Source organism: Pseudomonas sp. TMW 2.1634 (genome assembly GCF_001703595.1).
Taxonomy (GTDB): Bacteria; Pseudomonadota; Gammaproteobacteria; order Pseudomonadales; family Pseudomonadaceae; genus Aquipseudomonas; species Aquipseudomonas fragi.
The window spans coordinates 1,089,537-1,104,127 of the sequence record NZ_CP016849.1; the positions used below are offsets into that span (position 1 = coordinate 1,089,537).

The 14,591-nt window shown below is 52.2% G+C and carries 12 protein-coding genes; 6 read left to right on the forward strand and 6 right to left on the reverse strand.

Annotated features, from left to right (window positions below; all coding sequences use genetic code 11):
* Positions 1 to 105: 105 nt before the first annotated feature.
* A complete protein-coding gene (locus tag BFC21_RS05215; protein WP_054895788.1) occupies positions 106 to 1,443 on the forward strand; it encodes an ammonium transporter in 1,338 nt (445 codons plus the stop codon).
* Positions 1,444 to 1,560: 117 nt separating this feature from the next.
* Here the strand turns inward: BFC21_RS05215 and BFC21_RS05220 are convergent, their stop codons facing one another.
* Positions 1,561 to 2,511, reverse strand: a complete 951-nt coding sequence (locus BFC21_RS05220) for a sugar kinase (protein ID WP_099421682.1) — start codon at positions 2,509 to 2,511, stop codon at positions 1,561 to 1,563.
* Between the two features lie 687 nt (positions 2,512 to 3,198).
* On the opposite strand from BFC21_RS05220, the gene BFC21_RS05225 reads away from it, so the two are divergent.
* On the forward strand, positions 3,199 to 4,065 hold the full coding sequence (locus BFC21_RS05225; RefSeq protein ID WP_070413564.1) for a fumarylacetoacetate hydrolase family protein: 867 nt from the start codon (positions 3,199 to 3,201) through the stop codon (positions 4,063 to 4,065).
* A gap of 129 nt (positions 4,066 to 4,194) precedes the next feature.
* A complete protein-coding gene (locus tag BFC21_RS05230; RefSeq protein WP_054895786.1) occupies positions 4,195 to 4,485 on the forward strand; it encodes a chorismate mutase in 291 nt (96 codons plus the stop codon).
* 76 nt (positions 4,486 to 4,561) lie between these two features.
* Here BFC21_RS05230 and BFC21_RS05235 read toward each other — a convergent pair whose 3' ends face one another.
* From BFC21_RS05235 to BFC21_RS05250, 4 genes are read right to left on the reverse strand one after another with little or no spacing between them, the layout of a single operon-like run.
* Positions 4,562 to 5,542, reverse strand: coding sequence for a YCF48-related protein (locus tag BFC21_RS05235; RefSeq protein WP_070413565.1), 981 nt, complete (start codon positions 5,540 to 5,542; stop codon positions 4,562 to 4,564).
* A gap of 17 nt (positions 5,543 to 5,559) precedes the next feature.
* Positions 5,560 to 7,959 (reverse strand): RND family transporter, encoded by a 2,400-nt coding sequence (locus tag BFC21_RS05240; RefSeq protein WP_070413566.1) that lies wholly within the window; start codon positions 7,957 to 7,959, stop codon positions 5,560 to 5,562.
* Between the two features lie 8 nt (positions 7,960 to 7,967).
* On the reverse strand, positions 7,968 to 9,680 hold the full coding sequence (locus BFC21_RS05245; protein ID WP_070413567.1) for a DUF1302 domain-containing protein: 1,713 nt from the start codon (positions 9,678 to 9,680) through the stop codon (positions 7,968 to 7,970).
* 20 nt (positions 9,681 to 9,700) lie between these two features.
* Positions 9,701 to 10,807, reverse strand: a complete 1,107-nt coding sequence (locus BFC21_RS05250; RefSeq protein WP_231740685.1) for a DUF1329 domain-containing protein — start codon at positions 10,805 to 10,807, stop codon at positions 9,701 to 9,703.
* On the opposite strand from BFC21_RS05250, the gene BFC21_RS05255 reads away from it, so the two are divergent.
* Together BFC21_RS05255 and BFC21_RS27755 are read left to right on the forward strand one after the other, a co-directional pair.
* Complete coding sequence (locus tag BFC21_RS05255) at positions 10,784 to 11,851, forward strand: LLM class flavin-dependent oxidoreductase (protein ID WP_078468115.1); 1,068 nt, start codon at positions 10,784 to 10,786, stop codon at positions 11,849 to 11,851. The two genes, BFC21_RS05250 and BFC21_RS05255, sit on opposite strands and share 24 nt — an antisense overlap.
* A gap of 305 nt (positions 11,852 to 12,156) precedes the next feature.
* Positions 12,157 to 12,450, forward strand: a complete 294-nt coding sequence (locus BFC21_RS27755) for an EthD family reductase (protein ID WP_120265762.1) — start codon at positions 12,157 to 12,159, stop codon at positions 12,448 to 12,450.
* On the opposite strand, the gene BFC21_RS05265 is transcribed toward BFC21_RS27755, so the two are convergent.
* A protein-coding gene (locus BFC21_RS05265) for an IS3 family transposase (protein WP_088500423.1) occupies positions 12,386 to 13,536 on the reverse strand; the annotation gives its coding sequence in 2 pieces (ribosomal slippage) (positions 12,386 to 13,302 and positions 13,302 to 13,536; 1,152 coding nt in all). The genes BFC21_RS27755 and BFC21_RS05265 overlap by 65 nt on opposite strands.
* 336 nt (positions 13,537 to 13,872) lie before the next feature.
* Between BFC21_RS05265 and BFC21_RS05270 the strand changes: the two genes are divergently transcribed.
* Positions 13,873 to 14,586, forward strand: a complete 714-nt coding sequence (locus tag BFC21_RS05270) for a histidine phosphatase family protein (protein WP_070413569.1) — start codon at positions 13,873 to 13,875, stop codon at positions 14,584 to 14,586.
* Positions 14,587 to 14,591: the final 5 nt, after the last annotated feature.

Here is a 14,591-nt window from a genome sequence, read left to right on the forward strand (position 1 = left end):
CTACATGGATCACGCTCATCAAATTAAAAGAGGCCAACCAGGCCCGACGCTTCATCACATCGCTTTCTGCCAGGCACTTTTCCATTCATTGCAGGAGCTTCGAAAATGGTTAACCATCTTTCCGGCAAATCCCTTCTTCTCTCTGCCTTTACATCCGGGGCGCTCGGCGCTTTCGTTCCTCTGGCTCAGGCGGCCGACGCCCCGACGCTCAACACTGGCAGCACCGCGTGGATGATCACCGCGGCGGTGCTGGTACTGTTCATGTGCCTGCCGGGGCTAGCACTGTTTTACGGCGGTCTGGTACGGGCCAAGAACATGCTTTCGCTGTTCACCCAGTGCTTCGGCGTGGCCGGACTAGTCGGCGTGTTGTGGGTGATCTACGGCTACAGCATGGTGGTCGACACCACTAACATGGTCGAAGGTCAGGTCAGCTTCAACAGCTTCGTCGGCGGCTTGAGTCGCGCGTTTCTGGCCGGGATGACGCCTGAAAGCCTGGTGGGGGATATCCCCGAAGGCGTGTTCGTGACCTTCCAGATGACCTTCGCCATCATCACCCCAGCGCTGATCGCTGGTGCGTTCGCCGAGCGCATGAAGTTCTCGGCGGCGCTGCTGTTCATGGCCGTGTGGTTCACCCTGGTTTACGCGCCGGTAGCGCATATGGTCTGGGGCGGAGCGGGTGCGCTGATGCACAACTGGGGCGTGCTGGATTTCGCTGGCGGCACCGCGGTGCACATCAACGCAGGCGTTGCGGCGCTGGCAGCGTGCCTGATGCTGGGCAAGCGCAAGGGCTACGCAAACGCGCCGATGCCCGCTCATAACCTGAGCCTGACCATGGTCGGTGCGGCGATGCTCTGGGTCGGTTGGTTCGGTTTCAACATAGGTTCGGGCGGCGGGCTGAATGGTCTGTCCGGGATCGTCATGCTCAACACCCAACTGGGCGCGTGTGCCGGGATTCTAGGCTGGATGTTCACCGAGTGGTTCAAGGTCGGCAAACCCAGCGCGTTGGGTCTGGCCAGTGGTGCGCTGGCAGGTCTGGTCGGCATCACTCCGGCGTGTGCGTACGTTGGAGTCGGCGGCGCCTTGGCTATTGGCTTGCTGTGCGGCGTGTTCTGTTACCTCAGCGTGACCGTGCTGAAGAAACGCTTCGGTTACGACGACAGCCTCGACGTGTTCGGCCTGCATGGCATCGGCGGCATGATTGGCGCGGTGCTAACCGGCGTGTTCTGCCTGCCGTCGCTGGGTGGTCTGGTGGAAGGTGTGACGTTGGGTGGTCAGGTAGTGGCACAGATAAAAGGGGTGCTGTTCACCACGGTGTACTGTTTCGCAGTCAGCTGGATCATCCTAAAAGTGATCAAGGCGCTGATTGGTTTGCGGGCAGATGAGCATGTTGAGGAAATGGGGCTGGATTTGGCTGAGCATAACGAAAGCGCTTATAACCATTAACTTCTGCCCTCGCCGGGTGATCGTCAACTATAAAGGGACGCACCCGGTTTCATAGGGCTCTATGTAGAAAAAACGCTTGAAGTCGAACAATGAAAATTGGAAAGCTTAAGATGTATTTCATATTGCGAAATTAGCCATCAGCTCTGTCGAAATCAAGGCTCCGGGATGCTGTATCACCAGGCTAGCAAGTCGGTGACCATTGACCGCAGATAATCCAGGACTTCTACCAAGGATGCGCGACGCCAGATAAGCTGCTCCGAACGAGTCTCCGGCTGCGGTTGTGTCAATCACTTGATCGACCCGCTGACTATCAATCTCAGCTCGTTCCCCTTCGCAATCTAATAGGCAACTGTTTGAACCTCTCTTAACTATGATTTCCTCGATATCAAACTCGGCGTAAGCTGAAAGTAGCTGTTCAGTGGTAGAGTAGCCAAACAATGCCTGGTCATCCTCTTCGCTCACTAACGCCACATCAGTAATCGGCAATATATTTCGGTACGCTATTCGTGCTTCTGTGACACTGCACCATAGGCGAGGTCGATAATTATTGTCAAAAGCGATCCGCGTGCCTCCTTCATGTGCTCGACGCAACGCAGGTAACAAGCGACCTCGACCGTGTTCGCCTAAAATTGCCAAAGTAATGCCACTGATATAAAGCAGGTCGTACTGTGTCAAGGTTTCGAGAATCTCTTTCGACTGCAGAGTGGCGAAACAATCGCGAACAGCAGCTTCAGTGCGCCAGTATAAGAATCGGCGTTCCCCTGCGGCATCGTTCTGAATGCAATAAAGTCCGGGTAAACGGCCAGGAAGGCGCTGCACCCCTGTCAATCCGATACCTTCTTTAGCCCACGCACGGCACATCGAATCACTGAAGCTGTCATTACCTAATGCCGTAAAATAGTCAATTTTTGCACGGTCTCCTAATAATCTAACCATGTAAATCGCAGTGTTTAACGTATCGCCACCAAATCCATGATGCAGAGTATCGTCACTGTTTTGGCGCAGCTCTATCATGCACTCACCGATTGCGGCGATGCGCGAGTTCTGTGTTCTCATCAATTCGCCCATCTCAAAACCTCCGGTTTATCTCGGTAGCAAGACCGCGGCCATCCTTAGTTCTCTTTGGTTCACTTTCCGAATCACCCGTTCAAATTTGCTGCCGAAATAATCACTACGTGTGTCGTAAGAATTAGGCACATTCGACTGGCCTCGATCTCTATGTATCCGCCTGGAGTGGACCTCTTCGTTCTGTCCGCTTGTTTAGGCGACGTCTGACGAGGCGGCTGGTCTCCTTCACCGGAACGCGCAAATTAACCTAGCAATTGTTACATTATAACTACGGAGGCTGTGTCTTGAATGTGAAGGCTCTGGAGGATTGGCCTTCGTGCTTTGCCGGTTTTTTGCCATTTATGGATGCATCGTTATATTGTAACATTTGGTGTGAGATGGTCGGGTCATTGGCTTGTCGCGCAGCATTGGTCTCGCCGCTGAGAAGTGCAGGGGAGAGGGCAGGATGGCGGGAGACGAGGGTGCAGATTTACTATTTTGGATCGAGGATGCCGTGCGATTTCAGCGGGCATGCGATAACCAGACACGGCTAGCCGCATAGACCACAGTGCGTCACGGAAACGCATTTTTAATGCCATACCTGAGGACCATGCAATTTTAACGTTATTTAACAAGGGCTATGCACGCGATCCCGATGGATCGTTGACATTGCTGTCGATCCAATTTGGTGCTTCGAGAGGACCTACAATGAAGTTGCTCCGTTATGGTAAACCGGGTAGCGAGAGGCCAGGAATATTGGACTCTTCAGGGACTTTGCGCGACATCGGAGCCTTCATTGACGATATTGCTGGTGCGCACCTCTCCGAGATCGGCCTCCGAAGGCTACGTGAAATAGACACGTCTTTTCTTCCTCTGGTTGAGGGGAACGTACGTTACGGGCCTCCTGTTGGGCAGGTCGGCAAGTTTATTTGTGTAGGGCTTAATTACGCCGATCATGCTGCCGATTCGGGAGTTGCAGTGCCAGAGATGCCAATATTATTTATGAAGGCCACTACCGCCATCTGCGGGGCCTACGACGCTGTGATCATACCGAAGGGGGCGAGTAAGTGTGATTGGGAAGTAGAGCTGGGTGTTGTGATTGGCGATGTTGCACGCGACGTAGCTCCTGAATATGCGCTACGTCATGTAGCAGGCTACGTTGTGATCAACGATGTATCCGAGCGTGATTTTCAATTCGAACACGGTGGTCAGTGGGTAAAAGGGAAGAGCTGCGACACCTTTGGCCCTATCGGACCGTGGTTGGTGACCAAAGATGAAGTACCGGACCCGCAGAACCTATCCATGTGGTTGGAGGTGAATGGTCATCGCTACCAGAGCGGGAACACGCGTACGATGGTATTTGGTGTTGCAGAGCTTGTCAGTCATATCAGTCGTTATATGACCCTGATGCCAGGAGATGTGATTAGCACCGGCACGCCACCGGGAGTCGGCTTGGGACAAAAACCTCCGGTTTACTTGAAAGCCGGTGATGTGATGGAGTTAGGGATCCAGGGTTTGGGCCTTCAGCGCCAGTACGTTGTGGCACATCCGGGAAGTGAAGAATATAGATGCTGACTTGGCAACATGCGTTGCTTACCTCTTAGGGACAGGCAGTGCAACGTCACCCAAATGCGAACTTCAAGGACGGGGTTATAAACGAAGGCTGACACTTGTGTGGCGGCTCTAGTCTACGAGGCAACCCGTATGAGTAACGACCAGTTGAGTATTTTGAGGGCGGAAATTGATACATTGGATGAGGAACTCATCAGGACACTTGCGCTAAGATTCATCGCTACGGGCAAGATTGGCGTTATAAAGGCCACCCGGTGCCTGGAGGCGGTAGATCCTTCTCGCGAAGCTGAGCAAATGAGGAGGTATTCCCTCCTGGCTTTACGTCACGGTGTCTCCATAGAAGTGATCCAAAAGGTGTTCAGAGCCATTATTGATGAGGTCGTGGTGAATCACCAGGCCATTAGTGAAAGTAAGGTCAAGTAGGCTAGGGTGTGCTTGTCCTTAAGTAAGCACACGCATCATTGCTGTATAGTACTCCAAACATTCTACGTGCTTAACACTATTCAACCTGATGGACGATTCCGTGGCGGGAAAAGAGCAGCCATTTGCCATCTTCTGTAGCAAGAGCCGCAGTTAGTGATTCTCTATTCGGGGCTGCAATGTCTGTAAACGTGTGGCCACCGTCAAGGCTCTTCATCTGCAGTCCATCCAGCCCAACGGCAATTACTTCTCGACCGCTTACGTCGATAGAGGTAATCGAGCTTTTCCTGCCAATCGGTACTCGCACCCAAGTCTTTCCATCGTCCTCACTGCGAAGCATTGTCCCACGCTGCCCGCCGACTAAAAGCGTACCGTCGACTAACTGCCTCCCGCACCACAGAGAACCCTCGTAGCCCGTATCCAAGTAGTCCCAACTGCGCCCAGCGTCGGTTGAGTGAAGCAACCGGCCCCTTTCGCTGGTTGCGTATACGCCACCTTTAATATCAGGAAACAAGCTCAGCAAGTTCAGGTCAGACAGTGACTTGTCCATAGGGTTGGGCTTTTGTTCGGTCCAGGTCTTTCCACCATCCTGAGTGGTCAAAACGAGTGACCACAGGCCCACAGCGAGCCCCTGTTTAATATCAAAGAAGTGGACTGCGAACAGCGGCCGATCTTCCGTCAGCGCGAGCCGTTGGATCTGCCATTGCTCACCACCGTCGACCGTTGCCAGAATCGCGCCCCAATGCCCCACAACCCAACCATGCTTGTCGTCAGTGAAGCTCACGCCAGTCAGCGTTGAACTGACCGGCACCGATTGGGCTTGCTGAAAGGACGCTCCGTGATTGTCGGATAACAAAATCGTGCCATTGTCGCCAACACTCACAGCTCTCTGGCCAGCCCAGGTGGCGGCCAGCATCGCTGCTTGAGTCGCTATGGGGGATATCGTTGCTGGCGTAGGCTCGAGAGGGCCAACAATATCCGCAAATGAAGATGCTGAAACCATGATCACGACCGTGCCAATCGCCAAAACACGCGCCTGTCGCTTAAATAACGTTTTCATACTATCTGCTCCAGAGGTCAGTGTGCCAACAGCCCGGGGACGCGGACGGGGCGGCGACGCGGGAAAAGTCGTTCAAGCCAAACCGCGAAAGCAGGCAAAACAGTGATCGCCATCACCATGTTCACGATGAACATAAACGCGAGCAATTTACCCATGTCCGCTTGGAACTTGAGTTCCGAAAATGACCAGGTCGCGACGCCTACTGCCAGCGTAATGGCGGTAAAAATGGTGGCAGTTCCTACCTCTAAGATTGACTGTTCCAAAGCTTGGACGACACCTACACCATTGGCCATGTGAAGCTGCAGCCGGTTATATATGTAGAACGCGTAGTCGACACCGATACCGACGGCGAGCACCATCACAGGGAGCGTTGCTACGGTCAGACCTATCTGCAGTTCCTTCATAAACCAATAACCAATGAAGGTTCCGATTGTGAGCGGAAGGCAGCACGCGAGAACTGCGCGAAAATCACGATAGGCGAAAAACACCAGCAAAATGATCGTCGCATACACGTAAAGCATCATAGGCAGCTCGCTGTGCTCGATCTCTTCGTTGACAGCCGCCAAGATGCCCGCGTTGCCCGATGCCAATCGAATGGTGACACCTGCCAGCTTGTCTTTATCGCGAAATTTTTTCGCCGCCTCGATTACGCGGCTGATGGTCGTTGCTTTGTGGTCCGTGAGATAGATGTGCACCGCAGTCATGCTGCAATCCTTACGCATGATGCCGGGAACTCGAGCAATTTCTACCCCCATTGAGGAGTAGTTAGCCGAGTCGATCGGCACTACAGACATCTTAGGGTTTCCTTCGTTATAGCCTTCATTGTACTGGCGTAAGAGCGAAGAAAAGGACAGGACCGACATGACGCCTTCTACAGACTGCATAGCCCACACAAATCGGTCTTGGTAGACGCCAATCTGGACGTCTTCACATGACATGGGAGGCGCCTCAAACACAACCGTTAACCAGTCCAATCCGACGTCATAACTTGAAGCGATTGACACCGCATCCTTGTTGAATCGTGCCTCCGGTCGAAGTTCAGGGGCGCCTGCTTGCAGCGTTCCTATTACGCGATCTCGACTCTGCCAAACCGCCGTTGCAAACACTGTTAAAGCAATGAACAAGACTGCAGCAGCATTTCGAGGTTTTGCAATGCGTGCCAAAACCCGCAACCAGCGCGCGCGCTGAGTCGCCTTCAATTCCGCACCTTGCGCGTAGCTATGGCTCACCTTCAACAGGGATGCTGACAAGGGCAGCATAATCAAATTGGTGATTATCTTGTATGCAACGCCAAGCGAGGCCGTGATGGCGAGCTCTCGGACCATCGGGATAGGCATCAAAATCAAGGTTATAAACGAGACAAATGCCGTGACCAAAGCGAGTGTCCCAGGCACTAAGAGTCCACTGAAACTCGATCTGGCAGCCGCGTCCATTGACTTGCCACTTGCCAGTTCACGAACGATGAAGTTGATCTGTTGGATACCATGTGAAACGCCAATCGCGAACACCAGGAAGGGGACGAGGACACCGAGCGGATCAAGCCCGAAGCCAAGCAAGCGCAGAGTGCCAAACTGCCAAACGAGCGATACGAGAGAGCAGGCCAGCGGTAGCAACGTTAAGCGGACTGAACGACAGTACCAGTAGACAGCCAGAGCAGTGAGTAACAAAGCAATGATACAAAACTCGAGGACGGAGGAGGCGCCTTCTGCGATGTCACCAATCTGTTTGGCGAAGCCGATGATCTGAATCTCGAACTGATCGTCTTCGAACTTAGATCGAAGCTGTGCCTCCAATTCTCGGTCGAAATCGACATAATCAATATGCTCACCCTTAGCATCGACCTCGTTCAGGTCGGCAGTCACCATCGCGCTGGTTTGATCACGAGCCACTAGGTTGCCAATAAAGCCGCCTTGGACTGCAGATGCGGTAATGGAGGCGATGGATTCGGCGTCCAGGCTATCCGGGGTCACAGTGCCCGGAATAATCGGGTCAGCTCTGAACCCGTCCTCCGTGATCTCCGTGACGAAAGAGTTTGGTGTCCACAGGGATTGAACGCTACTGGCCGCCACGTGTGGTAAAAACTTGAGTGTTTGGGTAACGTCATAAACGCGCTTCAATCCATTTTGCGTCCAAATGGCACCATTCCTAGCCCTGACGACCACGGTCAGTCGGTTCGCCCCCAAGAGCTCTCCGCGGTACTGGTTGAACGTTGCAACATACTCATGACCCATTGGAAGTTGCTTCTCGAATCCAGCATCCATTCGTAGCTGAACGGCAAAAAACGCCATTAACGTCGTGAATAAAATCAGCACTCCCAGCACCAGCTGCTTGTGACCGAAAAGTATGTTCTCGAGCTTTTTCAATATCCGAACTAGCAAGTCCGGCTGCGCGGATTCGGCCTCGGGTAATGCCTTCATATAGCGCCTCAGAAATTACGGGATACGTTGATGCCAACGAAGTCACGGTCGCGGAGTGGATTGGTGAGCGGATCAGATGGCCCGAGGAACTTTGTATAATTCATACCGACCTGCCAGTCCGCCGGATTCTGTATGAAGTTGACATACATATTCACCGAAGTGACTCCTTCCATGAATTGTTCGCTAATGTTAGGCGTATAGCCAAACATCCCCCTGCGAACATAAACCCCTGGGTTAACTTGCCATCCACCAATTAGCGAGCCATCGTAGATCCAGTTAAAATCGACATCCAACCCACCCGAGTACTTTGTACCTTTGGAATCACCTGGGCTATTTAGAGCGCCGGTTACTGCCAGGTCGTTTGACTGATTGCCCCAGAGCCAACCACCGGCGGCAATTGGCGATCCTTGATAACTGTCGTGCAGCCCAGGATAAGCGATTACCACGGTCTCTGTTGTCAGTGTGGCGGTATCGGCGCCAAGTAACTTCAGAAGCCCGCCAGAATTTGAGGGTTGAAGCGTAAACAGCGATGTTAAGTGCCATTGGAATTTTTTCTCGTCCACCCAGCATTTGCCCTCCTGCGAAACACAACCGCTAGAAGCATTTAGAGAAACCGCATCTTTGGGGCGATAGGATAACTCGGTTCCGATCGCCCAATCGCCCAATGGAAAGTTTGCACTAACACCGAACATGTGACGGTCTTCCGGATACATGTAAACCGTGGTGCCACTCGCATCGAGTGATATTTGCGGAAGTTTATCGTGGTAAGTGATGGCATAAACTCCTAAGCTGAGAGCTGCGCCATCGGGTTGGTACCGTAAGGACAATCCATATTGCCCACTATCGCGTGCAGACTCAGTTCGGACACCGTATGCACCGCTTCCTGGTCCTACCGTGGAGGTTGACCAATAACTACCCACAGGAGGCAAGTAGCTCTCGTTCCAATGCCCTTGGATATAGACTTCGGCGTTAAATCCATTACCTAGCCCGGAAGCGACACTGAGAATTGGCGCAGGCAATACGAACTCTTTGATTTGCGCGCCAGGTTGCGAAGCCCGGTTAACATCGATACCGTTTGTGGCATTGATACCGCCGACTTCGAAAATACTTTCACCCCAGCTTATGACTTGGTTGCCGACTCGAACTCTGGCTTGTTGATCACCGATGTCAAACGTCTTACTTATCCATAGATCAAGCAACCGAGACTGAAAAGCCAGTTTTTCTCGCGCGTGTGACGCCAGGCCGTCCCTGATATCCGGTGGGGCCGCGGCGAAGGCATCTTGCCCGCTGGTGTCGCCTGTAGTATCTGTCGCCGATACATCACGCAACCACGTTCCTCGGGCCATGAAAGACAATCCTTCGGCAGGCATCTTGAGTAGCAGTTCGTGGCTGCCTTTCAAGTATGTGGTAAATGCATCACCTTTGTCATAGTTGATGTCACCTTGATCGCTTAAGCCACTAAGTTGCCCCATATGGCCATTTCCGGTCTTTGCCCCGGTGGCCGAGTTGTAAGTAGGCGCTACAAGACTTTTACTGGCCGAGTCAGTGCGAATGCCTGAGCCTGCGGATATTGTAGAATCTAGGCTGCCGCGAATCGTGTCGGCATCGTTAGAGAAGTTGAAAGCGCTTGCATTGCTGCTGCCAACCACCAGCAAGGCTGTAGCTGCAGCTTTAACAGAAAACACATACACTTCATCGTAGTGGATCGAAAAATTCTTCATGATATTTATTTCTCGTGATTTTATCGTTCGCTCATAGCACGAAGGTTTTCAGTCGTATAAAATCCCGCTTTCATGTGAGGGTTTCCGGCACCATCAACAATCCACTTAATGTCTTTGCCACTTCCGATCGGTGACCCATCTACCAAGTAGCGGCCTTCAGATAAGTTATATTGAGCAAATGCAAGAGAATCGCATGTTCCGGTTTCATACACGGGGATTACGTATCCTTCGCGTACTTTCGAAATATTGCCCTGAGCGTCGTAATCAACAGCACCAAGGAGCGCCCAACTGTCTTCATCTATGTAAAAGGTCCGCTTCGGAGCAGAATGGCGCATGCCTTGTTTTACCGTCGCCTCGACGACCCATACACGGTGTAATTCATAGCGACGCTGTGCGGCGGCGACAAACTCAGGCTGCAATACGTCTTCATGCTTGGCATTGAAGTCGTACATCCCCAAGGCGTTGTAGGGAACCACCATCTCTTTCTTGCCTACGAGTTTCCAGTCGAAACGGTCCAGTAAACCTGAAAACGTGTACGACTCATCAACGTTGTACTGATTTTCGTAGCCAATCTGCGGAGCGTCGTAAGAGTACGTAGGCATGCGACGGGTGCGCCGTTGTCCTGGGAAATAGTAGAAAACCTCCGCCGGTTTATCAGCGCTGCTCGTGTAGGTTGCAGCCTGGCCCGCCAATGCCACAGGGGAGACGTAACTGAAGTACGTCATCGCCTCTACATTGCCTGCGTCCGCAAACTTTGTTCCGTTCTTTATCGCCCACGGCATATAGGTGTATAGATCGGATGTAAGCTTTATCCAATCCGAGCCACCCTTACGCGGTGAAATGGACGTGGTCAGACGGCTTAGTTCCATCCCTACGCCGCGGTAACGCATTTTTGCATTCCACATCGCCTCGGCCCCTGTTTTAGGCTCGAGAAAGGGGACGCCGGGCGTGTAGGCATCGGCCAGGGCCGTGCCATCGGCACTCATCTTTGCAAACCCGAGGTTCTTCTTAGTGTTCTCTGCTACAAAGTCAGGCACGCCACATGTTCGACGTGATGGATACACGGGCATGCTGTAGCCCTTGATACCCTTGACAAGAGCGGCTTGGCCGGGGTTCAGCAGGCCCACATACTTATCAACATTACTGGCATCGACCGTGTACAGCGGCGCATCAGATTTGATGACATGATCCGCGAGGCGGTACGTGCGGACGAGCTAGGTTTTTATTGCTGGGGCACCTCTGAAGCCCACTTCATTGATGGTCCGACCATCTCAGCCCCCGACGCGCTCTATGGCGCTGTTGCAGCGCTTACCAAAGACATCATTATTCGGTACATGGCTGTAACGATCCCCTTCCACAATCCAATTACAGTAGCAGAGCGCCTGGCCACGCTTGACATATTGTCGAAAGGGCGGGCTGAGCTTTGTACGGCGCGCGGTAACAACAAGCTCGTAATGCAAGCATTTGGTGTCAAGCCGTCCGAGACTAGGGATCGGTGGAAAGAGGCCATAACCATTATTGGCCAGGCTTTGACAAAAGGCGTTGTGTCAAACTCTGATGGTCAGTATTGGCCTTTCGAAGAGGTTAAGGTTAACCCGAGGGCGTTGCAAAAACCTTCTCCCCATCTGTTCTCCGTAAGTTCTGGCCCCGAGTCTCACAAATTGGCAGCTGAGTACGGTGTTGGAATTCTTACCTTTGACAATTTTTTCGGGTGGGACTACGTGGACGAATGCATCGGTGCTTACCGCGATTCAATCGGAAGTGCTAAACCCGTGAATGGCCAAGTAAACAATTCTTATGGCTATTATGTACCAATCGTTCATTGCGCAAAAGATCGGGCGACCGCGATGGCGGAAGTACGGATGAGGGCTTACGGCTATGTCCAGTTCATTCTGGATATCTACTTGCCTCTGGCGAAAGAATCTTCATACGAATACTTTGGTGGTATCCAGAAGATTGAGGAATATAAGCGCAATCTTGAGAAGCTTATAGAACTTAGTCCATCCATTATGGTGGGCACGCCTGATGATATTATTGAATCTCTGAAGGCGCTCGAGAGACGCGGAGTGGATGAGGTCATTTTGACTGTTGATGCGATGACCCACGAACAGCACATGCAGACTCTCAATCTTCTGGGAGAGCACGTTCTTCCTCATTTTCATAAGAATTGAGTAGACCCCATCAGGTAAGAAAGTCTCGCGCCTGTTATTGGGGGACCTGGTTGCCACATCGATTTTCGAGTCAAGCTAAAGAGCTGAAATTTCTGGCTGCGTGCGCGTTTGTGTATAGGGTTCGCAGCGCTGTAAGGCAATGAGGTCGATGTGGAGTAAAGCGGTGATGTTATAAGGCGAAACTGGGCAGTTGACGGTCTTGAACAGTGCACGGGTAAGCTTTTATGCCCGAATACTGACTGTCAATGATCTTAAGGGAGCCGTTGTCATATAAAGATCTACCATTAATAGAGCGAGGATAATCCATGTACCAAATTATAGTGCTTTATGGCGTTCCAACGGATTCAGAAGCGTTCGATCAGTATTACAAAGATGTTCATATTCCACTGGTCCAGAAAATGCCGCATCTGAAAAGCTTCTCTGTTAGTGAGGGCCCTATAACCATCATTGGTGGCGGAGGTCCTTACTATCGTATCGCCTTGCTAGGTTATGAAGATCTCAAGTCGTTAGAAGACTTGAATCGCCCCAGGTTTCCTAGACACTCTCCAGGCTCGCTGCGTAACGCTTTTCAAACTCTACCGGTGACAGCTGATTGTTGAAACTGTGGCGTCGTTTTGGGTTGTAAAACATCTCGATGTAATCGAACACATCATCCCGAGCATCCTGGCGTGTAGTGTAGATTTTACGCTTGATCCGCTCCCGCTTTAGCAGCTGGAAAAAGCTCTCCGCCACAGCGTTGTCGTGGCAGTTACCTCGACGACTCATGCTGGCTACCAGGTTGTTAGCTTTCAAGAAGCTTCGCCAGTCTGAGCTGCTGTACTGACTGCCTTGATCCGAGTGGATCATCACCTCTTGCTTCGGCTTACGTCTCCAAACCGCCATCAGCAGTGCATCAATGGCTACGTCGCTGGTCATCTGCGACTTCATTGACCAACCAATGATCTGGCGTGAAAACAGATCGAGCACCACGGCCAAATACAGCCAGCCTTCATATGTTCGGATGTAGGTAATGTCTGTGACCCAGACTTTGTTGGGTTCTCTGACATCGAATTGGCGCTTCAGTAAGTTCGGTGAGGCAACGGCTGGTTTACCGCCATATTTTCCCGGCCTCCGTCGATACCCAGTCTGAGAACGTAAACCTTCAAGGCGCATCAACCTAGCTACCCGGTGACGGCCACAGCTCTCACCAACCTCTCGCAGGTCATCATGGATCTTGCGATAGCCATAAACACCACCGCTTTCCAACCAGGAGTGTTTGATCAGTCCAAGCAGTCGCTGATCGTCCTTGGCTCGCGCAGATTTTGGTTCTGATAGCCACGCGTAGTAGCCGCTGGGATGAACCTTGAGCGTCAGGCAAAGCCGTCGAATCGCGTAATGACCCGCTTGCTGCTTAATAAAGGCGTACTTCAGCCGCACTCCTTGGCAAAGTACGCGGCGGCCTTTTTTAAGATGTCTCGCTCCTCCGTCACCCGTTTCAGCTCGGCCCGTAGACGACGAACCTCAGCGCTCTGATCATCCTCCTCAACGCGCTGTTCCTGGGGCTTGGTGTAGCGCTTAACCCAGGCATAGAGGCTGTGCACGGACACACCCAATCGTGCAGCCACCTCCGAGACAGGAAGCTTCTTTTCGGTCACTTGTTTGACCGCCTGGATTTTGAATTCTTCGGGATATCGCTGGTTGCTCATGGCACCTCCTAATGGGCCTCATTTTAAGGCTTGGAGGTGTCTACGAAACTAGGGGCGATTCAACTCTCAGTACTCGTCTGAGGGGATGAAGGCATCAATGGACGCTGCCAATTTCGCAACCGGGGGCATGACTGCGTTGGTAATGGAAGTCAAAGATAGCCTTCAGTAACGAGCCAGACCGTGACCGCACTGAGCTTCTCTTCGGTGCGGTCATGTATTGGTGACTTTATTGCTGCTGCAATGTCCGATAGCGGTCAAACGTGGATCATGACCTGATGAGGGTTCAACGCGATCGGCGTTCTTGTCTCTAAGCATAAGCAATCACAGGGTGGCGCTATGAAAATCGACGCACATGCAGCCGAACATACTCCGGTCTACCCGGCGAATCTTCGCAGGAGACGTTGTTATCTAGTCATTAGCGGGCATGTGAAGCGGCTAAGCGATGACGGTATGGCGCTGGATCCTCGGAGTGTCGACCTGTCTGATAAAGGAGTTCGTCAGGTCCGAGAGCTCTCGGTGATGATGCAACATGTGGCTTTCGATCGGGCTGTGTGCTCCGATTATTCTTGTGCTCGACAAACCGCAAATATCTTGCTGGACGAGCAGGAAAGCATGCTTGAGCAAGCTAAAGCGTTTAGCGATATAAAAGCAGGTTGCTTCAGTAAAATCACCCCACAGCACCCTGATGACCGAGTATGCCAGGCCTACGAAACCATAGGCGAAGGTGATGGCACATTTTTGGGGGGAGAGCATTGGGACAGCTTTGAAAATCGGGTGCTTGAGCAATTTTTTCGGCTCATTGGCGAGCCAGCATGGAGATCGCTTCTACTCGTCAGCCACGACGCGGTTGGCCGTGTGTTGCTGGCCTGGGCTATGGGTTCAGATCGTCATATCATGAGTTCTCTGAAGCAGGACTCTGCATGCCTCAATATCATTGACCTCGACGTAGTGGGTACTCAGGTATTGAAGCGACTGGTGCGAGGAATCAACATAACGCCCTACGACCTTTGCAAAGTCGCCGACTCACAGACGGTATTGACGGTTAGCTGACCACA